Source organism: Bacillus sp. DHT2 (assembly GCF_026241455.1).
Lineage (GTDB): Bacteria > Bacillota > Bacilli > Bacillales > Bacillaceae_G > Bacillus_A > Bacillus_A pseudomycoides.
Window position 1 is genome coordinate 19360 of sequence record NZ_JAPHWH010000010.1, and the last position, 18127, is coordinate 37486.

An 18127-nucleotide genomic window follows, 5' to 3' on the forward strand; every position below is an offset into this window, starting at 1 on the left:
AAAATGTATAATTTTCCCTATTTATTTTCAAACTACCTATAGCACTTATATAAGGAGGTTCTATCTACATGAAAAACAAATTCTATATTCTATTACTCTTAGTCTCCTTGCTCATTATTGTACCAAATTATACGAATGCAGCCCACCCTTCTAACCTGACAATCGATATTAAGCCTGTCACACAAAAAGGTAAGAAACCTTATCTTGAATATCAAATTAGCAGACCTTATTTTAGTAATTTTTACGATGCAAAATTTCAAAAAAAGTTGAATACATACTATAAAACAACTACTGATCGTTTTAAAACAACATTAGCGAAAGAAGCAAAAAAATATTATACAGAGGCTCAGGAATCAAATGCTCCTTTTCATCCATATGTTGCAAATGTTGACTATAAAGTAACATTGCAAAAATCTCCCTTACTCAGTCTCTATGTAAATTATTATCAGTATACAGGCGGAGCACACGGACTATATACATGGAAGGCGAATACATTTGATTTAAATGAAAAAAGATTACTTAATTTGGACGACTTATTTCAAAAAGACAGTACGTATCAAGATATCATCCGCACAGAAATCGTTAGACAAATTAAGCAAAATGAAAGTATCTATTTTCCAGATGCAACTGAAAAAGTCATGAGTACAAAGAAATTTAACTATTATTTGGAACCCGATCATCTTGTCATCTATTTCTCATTATATGAAATAGCTCCTTACTCAAGCGGTATTCCACAATTTCGCATTCCATACACTTTACTTAGAGAAGCACTAAAGCCTAACTACCAAAACATTTTAATTGACAACGGATAAATGGATTCGCTACTATATTGTTAACCAAATAACAACTGGAGGTTAACAATATGAGACAATTACGTGCTTTAGATTTAGCACTAGCTGCCATGTTTGTTGCGCTCATGGCGATTGGTGCGAATATCGTATCCTGGGCACCGTTTTTACAAGTGGCTGGTATTCCACTTTCCATGCAACCATTTTTCGCAATTTTAGCAGGTCTTCTTCTTGGAAGCAGACTTGGGGCCTTATCTATGACTGTTTATATGCTTGTTGGTATTGCAGGAGCACCAATTTTCGCGCAGTTCAAAGCTGGATTTGGCGCACTTTTAGATCCTACTGGTGGTTTTATTATCGCATTCATTATCGTTGCTTACGTATCAGGAAAACTAGTAGAACAAAGAGAAAAACCACAATTCAGTACCTTTGCAATCGCGTCTTTTACAGGAATTATTTTAACCTATATCATTGGTACTACTTATATGTATGCAGCTGTAAACTTCTGGATGGGCGGAAATATGAGTTACAAAGCGGCTTGGACAATTATGATGTGGTTCGCGGTTAAAGATATGCTCTTTACAATTATCGGTGCTATCATCTCACCTCGCATATATTATGCTGTACGTCGTTCTGCTTATCAGCATTCTCATTCGAGACTATAATAACGAAAAAGGAGCTACTTAAAGTAGCTCCTTTTTGTATTAAGACTCTTGTTTCATTTGTTCTTCTAAAATTTCCTTCATCATAACAAGCATGTCATCTCTTAATTCTTCATGCTGAAGTGCCATTTCAATTGTCGTTTGAACAAAGCCTAGTTTTTCCCCAACATCGTAACGCTTTCCTTCAAAGTCATAAGCAAATACACGTTGAATTTCATTTAAACTTTGGATTGCATCTGTTAATTGAATTTCACCACCTGCACCAACATTCTGGTTTTCTAAGAACATAAAGATTTCAGGTGTTAAGATGTAGCGTCCCATAATCGCTAAGTTTGAAGGAGCTGTACCTTGCGCTGGCTTCTCAACAAACTTTCGAACTTGATAACGACGACCTTCTTGTTCTAGTGGATCAATAATTCCATAACGATGTGTTTCTGCTTCTGGAACTGTTTGCACACCAATAACAGAAGAAAGTGTTTTATCATATTCTTCAATTAATTGACGTAAACATGGTTTTTCAGCTTGAACAATATCATCACCTAATAAAACAGCGAATGGTTCATCACCAATAAACTTACGTGCACACCAAACCGCATGCCCTAATCCTTTTGGCTCTTTTTGACGGATATAATGAATATCAACCATTTTAGAAGAAGCTTGTACTTTTTCAAGTAACTCATATTTTTTCTTCTCTAATAAGTTTTGTTCTAATTCGAACGCATTATCGAAATGATCTTCAATAGAGCGCTTTCCTTTACCAGTAACGATAATAATATCTTCAATTCCAGATGCCACAGCTTCTTCTACAATGTATTGAATCGTTGGCTTATCTACAATTGGAAGCATTTCTTTCGGCATCGCTTTTGTTGCCGGTAAAAAACGCGTTCCTAATCCCGCAGCGGGAATAATCGCTTTTCTCACTTTTTTCATAACAAATACCCTCTTTTCTGTTCTAATCGTCCAGTACCTTTTCTTATTGTATGGTGTAATTCTCTATTTTCTATAAAGTGAACCTTTCATCCACCTTCAGCAAGCGAATTTTTTCCATATGCAAGAAAAGAGGAGGCCGTTCTACGTTCTCCTCTTTCTTCCTCCATTAATGGAAGTAACACTCTATCTCATTATAAACGATTCATGATATCTTCTTTAATAGCAAGTAACTTTTGTTCACTATTTTGTAAGGAATCATCTTTCACACCAAAATAAAACTTGATTTTTGGCTCTGTTCCAGATGGACGTAGGCAGAACCAAGAACCATCCGCTAATTGATATTTTAACACATTTGATTTCGGTAAGTGAATTTCTTCCTTATTTCCATCTATTAGTGATGTAATGATGCTTGCTTTATAATCTTCTACAGAATTCACTGTTAAGCCAGCCACTTCTTTTGGTGGATTTTCACGGAATGATGCCATCATCTCTTGAATTTTCTCTGCACCATCTTTTCCTTTTAGCGTTAACGATACAAGGTCTTCACGGAAGAAACCGTATTTCGCAAACACTTCTAATAAACCATTGTATAACGTTTTGCCTTGTGATTTATAATATGCTGCAACTTCACATGCAAATAAAACAGATTGTACTGCATCTTTATCACGGCAGAATGGACGAATTAAATAACCATAACTTTCTTCATAGCCAAATTGAAATTCATATTGTCCACTTTCTTCATACTGCTTAATCTTCTCACCGATAAATTTAAACCCAGTTAATGTATCTACTGTATCTAAGCCATACGCTTTCGCAATTGTACGACCAATTTCAGAAGTTACGATTGTTTTTAACACAACACCGTTTTCTGGAAGTGTACCGTTTTGTTTCTTTTGTGATAATAAGTAATCAAGCATTAACGCACCCGTTTGGTTTCCTGTTAACACTTGATACTCACCAGCGTGATTACGAACAGCTACGCCAAGACGATCTGCATCTGGATCTGTTGCGATTAGCACATCCGCTCCCACTTTTTCTCCGTCACGAATCGCAAGTTCAAACGCTGCGTGCTCTTCTGGGTTTGGTGATTTTACTGTTGAAAAGTTTGGATCTGGTAACTCCTGTTCTTTTACAACTGTTACGTCTGTAAATCCAACTGCTTCTAAACCACGACGCGCTGGAATATTGGATGTTCCATGTAGTGGTGTAAAGACGATTTTTAAATTTTTTCCAACTTCTTGTACCATTTCTTTATTGATGATGACTGTTTTTAACTGTTCTAAATATGCATCATCTACTTCTTGTCCAATGATATGTAATAAGCCATCCGCTTTCAATTGTTCCACATCAGCAACTTCTACTGTTAATTCATCTTCTACTTCATTTACGTAGCTAATTAATTCGTCTGCTTCTTTCGGAGGCAATTGTCCACCATCTTCTCCATATACTTTATAACCGTTATATTCAGGTGGATTATGACTTGCCGTAAGAACGATTCCACTTACTGTATGTAAATAACGCACTGCGAAAGAAAGTACTGGCGTTGGGCGTAAACTTTCAAATACATATGTTGTAATGCCATGCGCACCAAGGGTAGCTGCTACTTCCATTGCAAATTCAGGTGATTTATGACGAGAATCATACGCGACAACAACGCCACGTTTCTTCGCTTCTTCACCTAATTTTTCAATAAAGTGCGCCAATCCTTTTGTTGCTTTCCGAACTGTATATACGTTTAAACGGTTCGTACCAGCACCAAGTTCTCCGCGCATACCACCTGTACCGAATTCTAAGTTTTTATAGAAGCTATCTTCTATTTTCTTTTCATCCTGCTTCATATTTTCTAGCTGTTCTTTTAGTTCTGCATCTAAGTTTACATAGGAAAGCCAGCGACTATATTCTTGTTTCCAATCCATTTTCTTATCTCCTCTCGCATGTCATAACTACATTATATGAAAAAAACGACAAGTATCTCAATATATTTTAAAGTATAGCAGGATTTTACTATTGTGATTTGCACACACTAATGCTATATAATTCAAACAAAAAGGTGAGAAAAATGGAAGAATGGGGATTATCAGACGAATTAAAAATAAAAACGAAACAAATGATTGAGGTTGTAGAAGCGGAATTACGGAGCATGAAACAAACGATTGAACAAGACGGTGAGTGCATTTTATGTAAAATGGAAGAAATTCATCATCTACTAAGCAATGTTCAAACCCTAGCAGCTTCTTATTATTTAAAGGCATATTTATCACCATTTACATCAGGTTATGCTCCCCTTACAACAGCAATTCATCATTTAGGTGATAGGAAACATGGTGCGTTAATTGTTGTAGAAAGAAATGATTCACTTGATTCCCTTATTCAAACTGGAACAAGACTTGAAGCTTATTTAACCGTTCCACTACTGGAATCTATCTTTTATCCAGGAAATCCTCTTCATGACGGAGCTATTCTCATTAGAAGTAATCATATTGTTTCAGCGGCGAACATTCTCCCTCTAACAAAAAATATAGAGATTGATTCAAAACTTGGAACACGCCACCGAGCTGCAATAGGTTTATCCGAAAAAAGCGATGCACTCATATTAGTTGTCTCTGAAGAAACAGGCCGCACATCTTTTGCGTTAAACGGAACGTTATATACCATTTCTTTATAAGAAAAGGCAGCGTAATCCGCTGCCTTTTCAAAAACCTCTTATTCTTCTCCAAAACGGTCAACCAGTGTTGCAAGTGTACGAACCATTGCACCTGTTGCTCCTGCTGGCCCCAAATCATGTGCACTCGTTGTATCAGAAGTTCCAGCGATATCTAAATGTACCCATGGCGTTTCTTCTGCAAACTCACCAAGGAATGTTCCCGCCATTACCGCATGACCTTCACGGCCTGGTGAGTTATTTAAATCTGCGAATTTACTGTTACGAACACGCTCTTTATCGCGCTCGAAAATCGGTAATTGCCAAATCGGCTCATCTGTTTCCATCGATGCTTCTAGCACTTGTTCAAACAATGTTTCATTGTTTGTCATTGCACCCGTTGTATGGTTTCCAAGCGCTACAATGACACCGCCTGTTAACGTTGCAATATCAACAAGATAGTTTGCACCAAGTTTCTTCGCATACGTAATACCATCAGCTAATGCTAGACGGCCTTCTGCATCTGTATTTAATACTTCAATTGTTTTACCGCTCATAGATGTAATCACATCATCTGGCTTAAATGCTGTACCGCTCACAACATTATCTGTTGATGGGATAACAGCAACTACGTTTTGTTCTGGGCGAAGTTCTCCTATAATTTCCATTGCCCCAAGAACAGCTGCAGCGCCGCCCATATCACCTTTCATGCCAACCATACCTTCACGTGGTTTTAAAGAGTAGCCCCCTGTATCATATGTAATCCCTTTTCCTACAAATCCGATAACATCCGTCCACTCTTCTTTTCCTTTATAAATAAGAGCAATCATTTTTGGTGGCTCTGTAGAACCTTGGTTTACTGCAAGTAATGCACCCATACCAAGCTCTTCCATCTCTTCTTTCTCAAGTACTTTATAATCCATATCATATTTCTCAGCTAATTCAACTGCATACTCTGCAAGTTTTGTTGCTGTTAATACGTTTGGCGGCATATTTACAAGTGTACGAGCTGAATTTGTCGCACGTCCATGCACATACCCTACTGTTAATGCAGCTTCGATTTCTTTTGCATCTTCTGCTGTAATAACCGTAAAGTTTTCTAACTCTACACTTTCTTTTTTGTCCGTTTTATATGTTTGTAAATCATATGTACCAAGGCAAGATACTTCATTGGCAATATGCGCAACATCAATTGCGTCTAACTTATCAGTTACGAAAGAATCAAGTAAAATTGCTGCATCTTTTACTTTGTCAGCTTTTAATGTTTTAAATGCTTTACTAAGTGAAGTACGTAATGTTTCTGTTGAGTATGCTTCTTTTTTGCCAAGACCGACAAAATAGTAGCGTTTTACATTTGTTTTTCCTAAGCTATGTAGTTTGGAAATGGATTTTTTCTTTGCACTAAGCTCTTTCTCTTCTAATAAAACTTGTAATTGTCCTTCAAATGCTTTGTCCAATTCTTGTACAAAGCCGCTCGTTTTCTCTTCTTCAAATAAAGCAACGATTACTGCTTCATGGCTTGCTAATTCTTTTTGTACTTGAAACATGTTCAGCCCCCCTAGATTTCTCTATTGTCATTATAACTGCATTTTCCCTAAAATGCGATAATTCTAACTTCTCTTTCACTTCATATATAGAATGTGCTCCGGTAATGACGGTAAATTATGTATTTGTTCATATGGGACTTTCTCTACCTTTTCAGGTATGATTTTCCGGCAACTTTGAATAAATACCACGACTTCGTTCACATCTAAATTCCAATACAAAGGGCAGTACGGCCTCAAATATTGCTCCGCCACTTCCAACATAAGCCGCGCTCCTTTTACATTTCCATAGCTGTAATGATACTGAGCAACTACCATCTGTAATAAGCCTTTTAAAAATAAATTGCTCCGCTCTTCTAGCCACATTTCTTCGAGTAAATCATGGCACGTATAATAATCTTCTTCATTATATTTCACGAAAAACTCATAATACGCCAAAGGATAGTCTTCCACTTCCGCACCTCGTTTTTCTTATATTGTGAATGAAGACAAATAAAAAAGTCTAGTGTCAATCTCACTAGACTATTTCTGTTTCAAATATTGACCGCGGAATACTTGCAGCGTTTCATCTTGATTGAGCATCGTTAACTGTTCTTCTGTTAACTTACCGTTCCCCATTTTCACTACATATACATTTACTTTTTTCTTGCCCCACTCACTATATACATCCTGAACAGTTTCATAATATAAATCGAGTCTATTTCCTTTTATGGCTCCGCCTTTATCTGCTACCACACCATATCCATAGCCTGGTACAAAAAGAATGGTCCCAATCGGAAACACACGTAAGTCAGCTGCGATTGTAGAATATATATCCCTTTTTGCCTTCACACCTGAATATGTAATGCCATACTCCGGATGCCCAGGTCTTTTACCGGTTGATTCTATCCCTGACGTATAACCAGTTGCTGTCATTTCCATTACACGATATTTAGACCAGTCTTTTCCCTGTTCTAAAGCATTTATCACTTCTTTACTCGGAACAACTTGTTGCCCTCTTTCTGCTGCATGTACTTCTTTTACATTGCCTTCTTGATATGTTTTTACAACCTCTAGTAGAGAGACTCCTGTGAACGCTTGCCATGTCACACATAATGCTGCTACAAGTAAACAAGTCATCATAATGCGAATACCATATCGTTTTAACATTTTAATATTCCACACTCCTTCATCGTTAGTCATTCCCCATATGATGTAGAAATATGCAAAAAAATAATCCCCAGAAAACTGGAGATTAAAACATTTGATACCCGCTTTGACGTAGTTTCTTTATCACAACACCAGACAAAATTGCCCCGATTAATCCAGTTGATAAAATAAAAAGATCGGCTTGTCCAAGATGCGAGACACTTGTTCCAAATGAAGAAAATGTTTCTTTCGGTTTTGAAAAGTAATCCCAGACACCTGCTTTATTAATGATCAGTATACAAACAATCGGATAAATGATAACCATCACCCAAGTAGCACGTAAAATCATATTGAGTAAAAATCCAATTCCAAAAAATAAAATAAAAAACAGCATCATTGAAATTAGTAATACTGGAATACTCATGTTTCCCCACTCCTTCTATTTCTTATCCCCTGCCGTAAATACATGATAAGATGTATATCCAAATTGATCTCCTGGATTTAATGTTGCATCCATCTCAAGAAGCTGTGCCGTATTCCCTTCTAATAAATATCGAACTAATATAGAAGTATTTTGATCGTCTGCAATATCGTTAGGATTTAAAAACGCTACTTCAAACAGCTCATCTTCTTGAACAATAACTTTTTCTCCTTCTGGTTCCAGTAGAAAAATAATCATATTATCACTAATCTCATCACGTATGACACCAGAACGAATGCCAATCACTCCTTTTACATGTGCAACAATACCTGTCTCTTCTAAAATTTCACGCTTAACAGCTTGGTCAATTGTTTCGCCCTCATTTACGAAACCAGCGGGCAATGACCATTTCCCTTTTAAGCCTCCGTATTTTTTCTTAACGAAGAGCCAGCGACCATCTTTTGTGGCTACAAGTCCACTTACAGCTAGCCAAACATTCCCACGCTTCCCCATGATGTAAAACTCCTTTCAGCTGAAACAACAGAATATTCATTCTTTTCTATGTATTATACTATATTTTTCAGTAAGAATAATATAATCTTCCTTATTCCTTATGGAGTTAACTCATTTTCCATATATTTGATATAATGAGAATATAGGGTAGGAATTCTTTGTAAAAAACACCTTGAATTTCTTCAAAGTTCTTCTTTGGATGCTGCTCCGCAAATAATCATTGAGAAAGGAGTGTGAAAAATTATGAGAAATCAATCAAAGAAATCCGGTATTGTATTCGTAACCTTAGTTTCTGCATTACTCTTCTGCTCTGTATTAGTCTCAGCTTCCCTTTCTCCACTCTCAGATTTAGGATCTAATGCAAATAAATTTAACTCTTTAGGGATGTGGACATCAATCGGCGAGATTTTAGTATTTTATGTCGTACCTCTCCTTCTTTATATAGCAGGAATAAAGGTAATGAGATTCATCATGGCAGTTCTTTGCGGTATGGGACTATTCATAAATCTTGTGATACTTGCATCCGTATTTATTATAATGCGCGTAAATGACTATAGCCTTTCTTCCGTCTTAGGAGTCATCATTTTTTGCTCGGCGGTATCACTCACAAATATAATTTGGTTTTTTGTTGCTTTTCGATCAAACAAAATGTCCACTTATACACTGAATGTTCGTTGAAACAGAACTTTAAGAAAAACTTGTATTACATGAAAAAAGCAGAAACGACTCATAGCCGTTTCTGCTTTTTTCTACTATTTGTATTTATATATTAAAAGAACTTCAATTTACCTTTTTTAAGAACTAATAAAGGTCCACCAAGTAAGAATAAGTAACGGTTGTCGATTACTTTCTTCATGAAGGAAGCTTTCCATCCCGTTAACTTTTTACCCATAACAACGCCCATTGCATCGTCATGTCCTAATGAACATACAGATCCTTTGTTATCGAACACGAATTTTTTCATTTCGCCTTTACCGCGAATTAACACGGATAAGTTATGTGCGATGTTGTAACCTTGTTGAATTGCAATTTGTGCTGTTGGAGGATATGGACGGTTAATCTCTTCATTAATAATTAACGCTGCGTCACCAACCATGAATACATCTTCATGGCCTGGAGCGTGCATATACTCATCAACTTTAATACGTCCGCGCATTGCTTCAAAACCAGACTCTTCCACAATACCATTACCACGAACACCCGCAGCCCAAACAACCGTTTCAGATTTAAGTAATTCTACGTCGTCACCGTTCGCAACTAGAATACCTTCTTCAGTTGCTTCTTTAATTGCCGTGCCGATACGGAATTCTACACCTTTTTTCTCTAACTGTTTTACAGCGTACTCAACTAATTCTGGATCGAAGCCAGGAAGTGCCGACGGAGCAGCTTCCACACAGATAATACGTGCTTTTTCACGTGGAACATCATACTCTTTGCAAAGTTCAGGAATACGGTTTGCAAGCTCACCTACATACTCGATACCTGTAAATCCTGCACCACCAACAACGATTGTCACTAACTCATCGCGCTTTTCAGTCGCATATTGAGAGAACTTGTATTCCATATGATCACGAATTTGGCGAGTGGCATTAATGTTAGTAATAGAGAATGCATGCTCTTTCAGTCCTTTAATGCCAAATGTTTCAGACTCGAACCCAAGACCAATTACTAAATAATCATACTCTAACTCAGCATTTTTTAAGATAACGCGTTTTTCAGCTGCTTTAATTTCTACAACTGTATCTTGTACAAAGTTTACTTTATTTGTATCAATAACGTCTTGAATGTCGAGACGGATTTTATCATGATGTAATGTGCCAGCTGCACTTTCATGTAACCAAGTTGCTTGGTAGTGATAGCTGTTGTTGTTTACTAACGTAATTTCAGCTTCACTTACAGATAATGTTTTTTGTAGACGAACAGTCGTAATCATCCCACCATAACCTGCACCCAAAACTACGATTTTTGGAGTTTTCACTAAATCACAACCCTTTTCTTTATATAATAGTAAATAAGCATAAGACCAAAGTATTAAACACTTATTTTGTCAAGAATGTGGAATTCCTCACATTCTTAACCATAACAAAACGTGTTCAAAAAATCTTACGAAATTTGTCATAAAAAATTAACATAATACTTTCCTATATTAGTCGGTTTTATTTCAGAATTCAAGCACCTAGAGAATTATCAATATTTTAAAATAACATAGCGTTTTCAAGGGTTTTTCAGCCTTTTTTTCATGTATTTTCCTACTTGGTATATTTTATACATTTTCATCCTATCTATGCAAAAGCTTACATATAATTCAGTCATTTCTTGCAGTATTCTAAACTGAAATATGGTATCATTTTTATTGTAAAGTGCAATCTTATTTGCAGGATTTCCGTATACATATGAACAATATATGGAATCAATATCGAAATTCCATCTATAGGGGGAATAAATAGTGACAGAAATTCAAAAAGTTTACGACATAACGATTATCGGTGGAGGTCCAACAGGATTATTCACAGCGTTTTATGGCGGAATGAGACAGGCAAGTGTAAAAATTATTGAAAGCTTACCGCAGCTTGGAGGACAATTATCCGCACTATACCCTGAAAAATATATTTATGACGTAGCGGGATTCCCGAAAGTACGCGCGCAAGAACTTGTTGATAATTTAAAAGAACAAATGAAAAAGTTTGAACCGACTGTTTGCTTAGAAGAAGCAGTTGATACACTTGAAAAGCAAGCTGATGGCGTATTTAAGCTTGTAACAAATAAAGGAACACACTATTCTAAATCTGTCATTATTACAGCTGGTAATGGTGCCTTCCAACCACGCCGATTAGAACTAGATAGTGTAGAGAAATTTGAAAAGAAAAACTTACACTACTTCGTTGATGATATGAATAAATTCGCTGGAAAACGCGTCGTTGTATTTGGCGGCGGTGACTCTGCAGTGGACTGGACAATGATGCTAGATCCAATCGCTGAACAAGTAACAATCGTTCATCGCCGTGATAAATTCCGTGCTCATGAGCACAGCGTAGAAAACTTAACGAACTCTCGTGCAGACGTAAAAACACCTTATGTTCCAGTTGAATTAATTGGTGAAGACAAGATTGAACAAGTTGTTCTGCAACATGTAAAAACAGAAGAAAAAGTTGTTATTGACGTTGATGATGTCATCGTAAACTACGGCTTCGTCTCTTCTCTTGGTCCAATTAAAAACTGGGGCCTAGACATTCAAAAGAACAGCATCGTTGTAAACTCTAAAATGGAAACGAACATCCCTGGTATTTACGCAGCTGGTGACATTTGTACATATGAAGGAAAAGTAAAGCTGATTGCATGTGGCTTCGGTGAAGCACCAACAGCAGTAAACAATGCAAAAGCTTACTTCGATCCAAATGCAAAACTACAACCAATGCATAGCTCTAGTATGTTTTAATCCATAAGTATGATAGCAAAGCCGCAATTTCTAAAGCAGAAATTGCGGCTTCTTTATTCTATAGATAAAAACCTCATTAGGTGAATTTTATTACGCTAAGATACTTTATAATTTTAAAGCGTCTGTCTATTATCAATTGTATATATTTGTCCTGTAATAGATTCTTGAGTCAATTGAAACAAGACTGCTTCTGCACTATCTTCTGGTGTTGAAATTCTGTTAAGCGGCAAGGTTCCCGCAAGTTGGTACATCTTATCTTCATTACCTGACCACCATCTCGTATGAACTGCACCAGGAGCAATACTGTTTACTCTAATGTCAGGTACCAATGCAATAGCGAGCGATTTTGTCATCGTATGAATGGCGGACTTTGTTGCTGCAACATTTCTTCCAAATTATTGAACTACGCACACCTCCCTCTACACGAGCTTTGAAGTGGGGGATTCTCCTTTTTCTGCCCTAGCAAAAAAAGTTCCCCTCGATAAACAAATCTCCCTCTTCCCTTCATCTGTATAATTATGGTACAATCAAATAAGAACATTTGTTCTTATTTGAAAAGGGGGAGTATAAAACATGAGTCAACCAAAGATTATTAAAAAAGAAGCTTTCCAAGCGATTGGCATCTCCGCTACAACAAAAAATGAAATTGAAATGTCCACTGAAGGAAAGATCCCCAAGCTATGGACCGACTACTGCCAAGGTCAAATAACAGATCAAATTCCTAACAAAAGGAAGCAAAGCGAAACACTAGCATTGTATTCAAACTATGAGTCCGATGAAACTGGAGCCTATACATATACAATCGGTATGCCAGTCTCTTCATTAGACACAATCCCTGAAAATATGACATCTCTCACAATACCTGCTCAGACATATGCGGTATTTACGACTCGCAAAGGCCCAGTATCAGAGGTCATCGTAGAAACATGGCAAGACATTTGGAAGTGGTCGAAAGAAAACAAACGTGCTTTCACAACAGACTTTGAATTGTATGATGAACGAGCGATGGATCCAAATAATGTGCAAGTTGATATCTATATTGCATTAGCCTAAACCATATAATAAGAAGGTGCTTTCGCATCTTTTTATTTTTTTGCCTTAAAAAATCCACTGGGCAAATGTGCTATTATTGTCTACAATGAAAAAGTGCAGTATAGAAATATTAGAAACTGTATAAAACGAGTGTTAACAGGATTTTATATCCACTCAAAATTGTTACATAGAAAGGAAGCAATATGGAGGAACTACAACAAAACAAATCTGCTCCAACAGAAGGCGGGACACCTTTACTACAAAATACAAACTTCCTATTTCTCTGGGCAGCTACTCTATTTTCAAGCTTTGCTTTAGCTTTTTTTACCTTTTCCCAAACATGGTACATAGCGAAAACATTAAATCTCGAAGCTTCACTAGGTGTTGTCTTTGTTGCACTTAGCGTCCCAAGACTTATCTTTATGATTGTCGGCGGAGCTGTCGCAGATAAATTTCCGAAAAAAAATATTATGTTTTACTCAAATATCATTCGTGCACTTCTTGTCGCAACAATTCTAATCTGGTTTATCGTTGGTCATGTAACGTTATATACGTTTGCTTTGTTTGCTTTGTTTTTCGGATTAGCGGACGCCTTCTTTTGGTCAGCAGACGGTTCCATTCTCCCTGAACTTGTAGAAAAACATCGTTTAACACAGGCGAATTCACTTACCCAAATGACGAACCAAGCATCCGTAATTTTAGGACCTGTACTCGGTGGCATTCTCATCAAGTTTAGTAACTATGAGACCATTTTTACTATTACTATTCTGCTTCTCATTATTGCTGCTATACTCGTCCAAAAAATCCAATTTACATTGCAAGAAAAAACGGATACAGACAAAGGAATGTTTACCTCTATTAAAGAAGGCATTTTGTACGTAAAGGAATCGCCTTTTCTTTCAACATTTCTTATCTGTAGCGCCTTTCTAAATCTATTTTTAATCGGACCAATGCAAGTTGGCTTCCCGTTATTTATCAAAAATGTACTGCATGGTGACTCGCTTCAATTTAGTTATTTAGAAGCAGCTGTTGGAGGCGGAATGGCAATTGGTGCTGTCATTGTTGGCCTTAAAAACATTAATCGTAGACGCGGCTTGTTTTGCATCATTATGATGCTGTTATCTGGCGTTTTCTTCTTATCCATTAACTTCAGCACAGCACTTTGGCAAGCATTATTAGCAGGCGCATTTTACGGCATTACAATTGCCATGGCTATCGTTCCGTTAATGGCGATGATTCAATCTACTGTCAAAGAAGAAATGATGGGGCGCGTCATGAGCTTGCTGATGCTATCATCTATGGGCTTCATCCCGCTTTCCTATGCATTCACATCACTCGCACTTGCAGCTGGTATTCCGATTGTGACGATTATGAAAAGCGGCGCAATCGCAGTGATTGTCTTTGTATTATTTGTTGCGATTCGCGTTCCTGTTGTAAGAAAATTCGATTAATCAAGGGGAGTCATGTATCATACGCATGACTCTTTTTTGAATGGATCAAATAAGGTCACCTTCCTGCTCCTTCTTATAGCCGCCCCCCATTCTAATCCAACATCTAAAAATAGAGCTCGCATCGTACTATACAAAAGTGCTCTAACATCTTTACGAATCTCCCCACATTTATACGCTCTTACCACACTTTTCGTACGACAGATAAGTTGCGTACAAGTCTCCTCATCCGTAATCAATTGCTCAAAAAACACCCCTTGTTCTAATAAACCACTCTTTTTATAAGCAAGTTCCACTTTACTCCAAAGCACATTAATCGTTTGTGGATTTCTCGACATTGGAACAATTGCATCTACAAATGCAATTGGAATATCATGACGACAATATGTTTCATCAAGTTCATACGTTTCTCTTTTCTTTTGTACTTGAGAAAAGTTTTTAAAAAGAATAGTTTCCTCCTTCTCTGACACCTCTTCCTTCTTACGCCCCTCTACATGTAGGCTCTTTTCACATGCGGTCATTTTCATACGGTCATCCATACGGTCAACAGCTGCTTTACGAAATACATATAAGTTCGCACTATATCCCCCGCGCTTATATCTTTCTTTCGTAGGAATCCGCTCAATAATCCCGAGTTCCTCCAGTTTGGCAACAGAGCGACGCACCGTACGAATACTTTTTCCTATTTTGGTCGCAATTGTTGCCATTAACGGACAAGCAACTCCAACTGTTTTTTGCTTTTCATTAATCGCATATCTCCCTAAAAAACGAATTACTAAAAAGTCCGTTTTATTTATGTTTGCTTGATAACAGATTAAAATTTGCTGCTGGTATGTATTAAACTCTTCTTTACTTTGAAATTCGCTATATGTTTTCATTAAATGATAGAAAGTTCCCATTTTTATCACCCCATATATAAATAGGTGCGATAAAGCAGAATGGGCGATTTTTTTAATTTAATGATTTAAAAGCGTAAAACATAAAAACAGGTCGCATTACATCATGCGACCTGTCTTCCTTATCAATCCCGCTTACTATCTATCATTAACCAATCCAAACACCATTATTATTAAATTTGTAATATTTACCATCAATCCATCTTGTTCCCGTTACCATCGTACCAAAAGAATCAAGGTAGTACCAGCTTCCATCAAGCTTTAACCAGCCTTTGTGTTCAGATCCATTGCTGTTAAAGTAGTGCCAGTAATTACTGATTTTTTGCCATCCTGTTTGCATTGCCCCACCGTTATCAAAGTAGTAATACGTATTGTTTATAAAACGTTTTCCTGTTTCCATTATTCCGTATGGTCCAAGGTAATACCATTTCTCTCCAGTTAATAACCAATCTGTTTGTCTTGCTCCATTATTATTAAAGAAATACCAAGATCCTTTAATTTGCACCCAACCTGTGTGCATTGCTCCCGTGCTTTCATTGAGATAGTAATATGTATATTTCTTGGTTTTTTTATCTTGTATTGGCATCCACCCGGTTTGCATAATTCCAAAAGGGCTAAAGTAGTACCATTTTCCTCCAGTTGATAACCAACCTGTTACCTTCCTACCATTTTTATCATAGTAATACCAGTTTCCATTTTGTTTTACCCATCCTTTAGCTTGGCTAGCCTTACTTACACTTGCAACTTTAGGAGTAGCAGTAGAATTTTGAATCGTCTTGTTTTCTTCTGCATGAGCAATAGCTGGAATTAATAGTGCAGTAGAAAGTACAGAAGTAGCAATCATCTTTTTCATTTTATTTCCCTTTTTCATTCTCTTTCCCCTTTTCAAAAAATAGATAATTTATACTATTTTATCAATTTTATCAAACAAATTAAATGTTTTTTTACAATATATATACAAATAAATTGTACGATAACTATAGAATTAGTAGCAGCGACGCCATGATAGCATGATAGAAAATATAAAAGCATACAAGTTTATATTTACAATGATTGCATGACATAGATTGTTATAAGATGAAACTTCCATATCATATAAATGTCATCCTTAAGGTGACATTTTCATTGACAGAATCTTTTTTAGCAAAATAAAACAGGTCGCATTACATCATGCGACCTGTCTTGCTTATCAATAAGGACTATTTCTTACAATTAACCAACCCAAACACCGTTATTATTGAAATGGTACCATTTGTTATTAATAAATACCCAGCCTGTTCTCATATCACCAAAAGAAGCATCGAGGTAGTACCAGCTTCCACCAAGTTTTAACCAACCTCTGTATTCTGATCCATTTTGGTTAAAGTAGTACCAGTAATTGCCCCATTTTTGCCAACCGGTTTGCATAGCACCAGTGTTATCGAAGTGGTAATATACGTTGTTTATAGAAACTCTTCCAGTTTTCATTTCTCCGAAGGATGAGTCAAGGTAATACCATTTTCCACCAGTAGATAGCCAGCCTGTTTGTTTTACTCCATTATTATTGAAGAAATACCAAGATCCATTAATTTGCGCCCAACCTGTTTTCATAGCACCAGTGTTTGTATCAAGATAGTAATACGTATATTTTCCTGTTTTTTTATCTTTGAATGAAGTCCAGCCTGTCTCCATAATTCCGTAACCGCCAAGATAATACCATTTTCCTCCAGTGGATAGCCAGCCTGTTTGTTTTACTCCATTATTATTGAAGAAATACCAAGATCCATTTACTTTCGTCCAACCTGTGTGCATTGCTCCCGTACTTTCATTGAGATAGTAATATGTATATTTCCCTGTTTTTTTATCTTGAATGGAAACCCAGCCTGTTTGCATAATTCCATAAGAGCTAAAGTAGTACCATTTACCACCAATAGATGACCAACCTGTTACCTTTTTCCCATTTTTATAGTAGTACCATTTTCCCTGTTGTTTTACCCATCCTTTTGCTTGAGTAGCCTTACTTACACTTGCAACTTTAGGAGTAGCAGTAGAATTTTGAATCGTCTTGTTTTCTTCTGCATGAGCAATAGCTGGAATTAATAGTGCAGTAGAAAGTACAGAAGTAGCAATCATCTTTTTCATTTTATTTCCCTTTTTCATTCTCTTTCCCCTTTTCAAAAAATAGATAGTTTATACTATTTTACCAATTTTATCAAATGAATTAAATGTTTTTTTGTAATATTTGTACAAACAAATTACTAGATGGTTATGAGCTATAGATTGTTATAAACAAATTACTAGAGAATTTTTTTAAATTATGTAAGTTTGATAACGCTCTAAAATTCGCTATATGTTGTCATGAAATAATAGAAATCTCTCCTTTTTGATGACTTGAAAGCATAAAAAATAAAGCAGGTCGTATTTAATCCCACGACCTGCTTTACTTATCGATAAAGACTATTACTTATAATTAACCAATCCAAACACCGTTATCATTAAAATAGTACCAGTTGTTATCAATAAATTTTTGACCTGTTACCATTTCTCCATAAGAATCAAGGTAATACCATTTACCACCATTGGATAGCCAACCTGTTTGTTTTACCCCGTTATTATTTAAGAAATATATTACATTCTTCTTTACTTTGAAATTCACTATATGTTTTTATTAAATGATATAAAGTTTTTATTCTTATCATCCCGCATATC

The 18127-nt window shown here is 36.4% G+C and carries 19 protein-coding genes and 1 pseudogene; 7 read left to right on the forward strand and 13 right to left on the reverse strand.

Annotated elements, in window-relative coordinates:
- Positions 1 to 68 precede the first annotated feature (68 nt).
- Positions 69 to 812: a DUF3298 and DUF4163 domain-containing protein gene (locus tag ORL93_RS20785; protein WP_018767493.1), complete on the forward strand. Its 744-nt coding sequence runs from the start codon at positions 69 to 71 to the stop codon at positions 810 to 812.
- A gap of 50 nt (positions 813 to 862) precedes the next feature.
- Positions 863 to 1453, forward strand: coding sequence for a biotin transporter BioY (locus tag ORL93_RS20790; RefSeq protein ID WP_018767492.1), 591 nt, complete (start codon positions 863 to 865; stop codon positions 1451 to 1453).
- Between the two features lie 39 nt (positions 1454 to 1492).
- Here ORL93_RS20790 and galU read toward each other — a convergent pair whose 3' ends face one another.
- Entirely contained in the window at positions 1493 to 2380 is an 888-nt protein-coding gene (gene galU / locus ORL93_RS20795) for a UTP--glucose-1-phosphate uridylyltransferase GalU (RefSeq protein ID WP_265959436.1), read from the reverse strand.
- Positions 2381 to 2571: 191 nt separating this feature from the next.
- A complete protein-coding gene (locus tag ORL93_RS20800) occupies positions 2572 to 4296 on the reverse strand; it encodes a phospho-sugar mutase (RefSeq protein WP_018767489.1) in 1725 nt (574 codons plus the stop codon).
- A 143-nt stretch (positions 4297 to 4439) separates the two neighbouring features.
- Here ORL93_RS20800 and cdaS point away from each other — a divergent pair, with 143 nt between their 5' ends.
- On the forward strand, positions 4440 to 5045 hold the full coding sequence (gene cdaS / locus ORL93_RS20805) for a sporulation-specific diadenylate cyclase CdaS (RefSeq protein ID WP_018767488.1): 606 nt from the start codon (positions 4440 to 4442) through the stop codon (positions 5043 to 5045).
- A 38-nt stretch (positions 5046 to 5083) separates the two neighbouring features.
- Here the strand turns inward: cdaS and ORL93_RS20810 are convergent, their stop codons facing one another.
- From ORL93_RS20810 to ORL93_RS20830, 5 genes are all read right to left on the reverse strand, one after another.
- Entirely contained in the window at positions 5084 to 6568 is a 1485-nt protein-coding gene (locus ORL93_RS20810; RefSeq protein ID WP_006096377.1) for a leucyl aminopeptidase, read from the reverse strand.
- Between the two features lie 75 nt (positions 6569 to 6643).
- Complete coding sequence (locus tag ORL93_RS20815) at positions 6644 to 7018, reverse strand: DUF309 domain-containing protein (protein WP_018767487.1); 375 nt, start codon at positions 7016 to 7018, stop codon at positions 6644 to 6646.
- Between the two features lie 69 nt (positions 7019 to 7087).
- Entirely contained in the window at positions 7088 to 7714 is a 627-nt protein-coding gene (locus ORL93_RS20820; RefSeq protein WP_018767486.1) for a 3D domain-containing protein, read from the reverse strand.
- Positions 7715 to 7799: 85 nt separating this feature from the next.
- Positions 7800 to 8117 carry a YuiB family protein gene (locus tag ORL93_RS20825; RefSeq protein WP_006096380.1) on the reverse strand — a complete coding sequence of 106 codons (318 nt, stop codon included), beginning with the start codon at positions 8115 to 8117 and terminating at the stop codon, positions 7800 to 7802.
- A 15-nt stretch (positions 8118 to 8132) separates the two neighbouring features.
- Positions 8133 to 8627 carry an NUDIX domain-containing protein gene (locus tag ORL93_RS20830; protein ID WP_003201575.1) on the reverse strand — a complete coding sequence of 165 codons (495 nt, stop codon included), beginning with the start codon at positions 8625 to 8627 and terminating at the stop codon, positions 8133 to 8135.
- Positions 8628 to 8870: 243 nt separating this feature from the next.
- Between ORL93_RS20830 and ORL93_RS20835 the strand changes: the two genes are divergently transcribed.
- Positions 8871 to 9305 carry a DUF5391 family protein gene (locus ORL93_RS20835; RefSeq protein ID WP_018767485.1) on the forward strand — a complete coding sequence of 145 codons (435 nt, stop codon included), beginning with the start codon at positions 8871 to 8873 and terminating at the stop codon, positions 9303 to 9305.
- Between the two features lie 91 nt (positions 9306 to 9396).
- On the opposite strand, the gene ORL93_RS20840 is transcribed toward ORL93_RS20835, so the two are convergent.
- Positions 9397 to 10605, reverse strand: coding sequence for an NAD(P)/FAD-dependent oxidoreductase (locus ORL93_RS20840; RefSeq protein ID WP_016132155.1), 1209 nt, complete (start codon positions 10603 to 10605; stop codon positions 9397 to 9399).
- 468 nt (positions 10606 to 11073) lie between these two features.
- Here ORL93_RS20840 and ORL93_RS20845 point away from each other — a divergent pair, with 468 nt between their 5' ends.
- The gene (locus tag ORL93_RS20845) at positions 11074 to 12063 is read left to right on the forward strand and encodes an NAD(P)/FAD-dependent oxidoreductase (RefSeq protein ID WP_265959439.1); all 990 of its coding nucleotides are present in this window, start codon (positions 11074 to 11076) and stop codon (positions 12061 to 12063) included.
- A 113-nt stretch (positions 12064 to 12176) separates the two neighbouring features.
- On the opposite strand, the pseudogene ORL93_RS20850 reads toward ORL93_RS20845, so the two are convergent.
- Positions 12177 to 12443: pseudogene (locus tag ORL93_RS20850) on the reverse strand (SDR family NAD(P)-dependent oxidoreductase); the annotation flags it as partial.
- A gap of 193 nt (positions 12444 to 12636) precedes the next feature.
- Between ORL93_RS20850 and ORL93_RS20855 the strand changes: the two are divergent.
- Together ORL93_RS20855 and ORL93_RS20860 are read left to right on the forward strand one after the other, a co-directional pair.
- Entirely contained in the window at positions 12637 to 13116 is a 480-nt protein-coding gene (locus ORL93_RS20855) for a GyrI-like domain-containing protein (protein ID WP_003201568.1), read from the forward strand.
- 182 nt (positions 13117 to 13298) lie between these two features.
- Positions 13299 to 14546, forward strand: a complete 1248-nt coding sequence (locus ORL93_RS20860; RefSeq protein ID WP_003201565.1) for an MFS transporter — start codon at positions 13299 to 13301, stop codon at positions 14544 to 14546.
- Between the two features lie 17 nt (positions 14547 to 14563).
- Here the strand turns inward: ORL93_RS20860 and ORL93_RS20865 are convergent, their stop codons facing one another.
- The 4 genes from ORL93_RS20865 to ORL93_RS20885 form a co-directional block, all read right to left on the reverse strand.
- The gene (locus ORL93_RS20865) at positions 14564 to 15442 is read right to left on the reverse strand and encodes a helix-turn-helix domain-containing protein (RefSeq protein WP_097794079.1); all 879 of its coding nucleotides are present in this window, start codon (positions 15440 to 15442) and stop codon (positions 14564 to 14566) included.
- A gap of 145 nt (positions 15443 to 15587) precedes the next feature.
- Positions 15588 to 16310 carry a cell wall-binding repeat-containing protein gene (locus ORL93_RS20870; protein WP_006096385.1) on the reverse strand — a complete coding sequence of 241 codons (723 nt, stop codon included), beginning with the start codon at positions 16308 to 16310 and terminating at the stop codon, positions 15588 to 15590.
- A gap of 341 nt (positions 16311 to 16651) precedes the next feature.
- Positions 16652 to 17578, reverse strand: coding sequence for a cell wall-binding repeat-containing protein (locus ORL93_RS20880; RefSeq protein WP_006096386.1), 927 nt, complete (start codon positions 17576 to 17578; stop codon positions 16652 to 16654).
- Between the two features lie 310 nt (positions 17579 to 17888).
- The gene (locus ORL93_RS20885) at positions 17889 to 18074 is read right to left on the reverse strand and encodes a hypothetical protein (protein WP_003201556.1); all 186 of its coding nucleotides are present in this window, start codon (positions 18072 to 18074) and stop codon (positions 17889 to 17891) included.
- Between the last annotated feature and the right edge of the window lie 53 nt (positions 18075 to 18127).

Coding starts and splice junctions, on each gene's coding strand:
- ORL93_RS20785 (WP_018767493.1), top strand. CDS start 69: ATGAAAAACAAATTCTATATTCTATTACTCTTAGTCTCCTTGCTCATT.
- ORL93_RS20790 (WP_018767492.1), top strand. CDS start 863: ATGAGACAATTACGTGCTTTAGATTTAGCACTAGCTGCCATGTTTGTT.
- galU (WP_265959436.1), bottom strand. CDS start 2,380: ATGAAAAAAGTGAGAAAAGCGATTATTCCCGCTGCGGGATTAGGAACG.
- ORL93_RS20800 (WP_018767489.1), bottom strand. CDS start 4,296: ATGGATTGGAAACAAGAATATAGTCGCTGGCTTTCCTATGTAAACTTA.
- cdaS (WP_018767488.1), top strand. CDS start 4,440: ATGGAAGAATGGGGATTATCAGACGAATTAAAAATAAAAACGAAACAA.
- ORL93_RS20810 (WP_006096377.1), bottom strand. CDS start 6,568: ATGTTTCAAGTACAAAAAGAATTAGCAAGCCATGAAGCAGTAATCGTT.
- ORL93_RS20820 (WP_018767486.1), bottom strand. CDS start 7,714: ATGTTAAAACGATATGGTATTCGCATTATGATGACTTGTTTACTTGTA.
- ORL93_RS20825 (WP_006096380.1), bottom strand. CDS start 8,117: ATGAGTATTCCAGTATTACTAATTTCAATGATGCTGTTTTTTATTTTA.
- ORL93_RS20830 (WP_003201575.1), bottom strand. CDS start 8,627: ATGGGGAAGCGTGGGAATGTTTGGCTAGCTGTAAGTGGACTTGTAGCC.
- ORL93_RS20835 (WP_018767485.1), top strand. CDS start 8,871: ATGAGAAATCAATCAAAGAAATCCGGTATTGTATTCGTAACCTTAGTT.
- ORL93_RS20855 (WP_003201568.1), top strand. CDS start 12,637: ATGAGTCAACCAAAGATTATTAAAAAAGAAGCTTTCCAAGCGATTGGC.
- ORL93_RS20860 (WP_003201565.1), top strand. CDS start 13,299: ATGGAGGAACTACAACAAAACAAATCTGCTCCAACAGAAGGCGGGACA.
- ORL93_RS20865 (WP_097794079.1), bottom strand. CDS start 15,442: ATGGGAACTTTCTATCATTTAATGAAAACATATAGCGAATTTCAAAGT.
- ORL93_RS20870 (WP_006096385.1), bottom strand. CDS start 16,310: ATGAAAAAGGGAAATAAAATGAAAAAGATGATTGCTACTTCTGTACTT.
- ORL93_RS20880 (WP_006096386.1), bottom strand. CDS start 17,578: ATGAAAAAGGGAAATAAAATGAAAAAGATGATTGCTACTTCTGTACTT.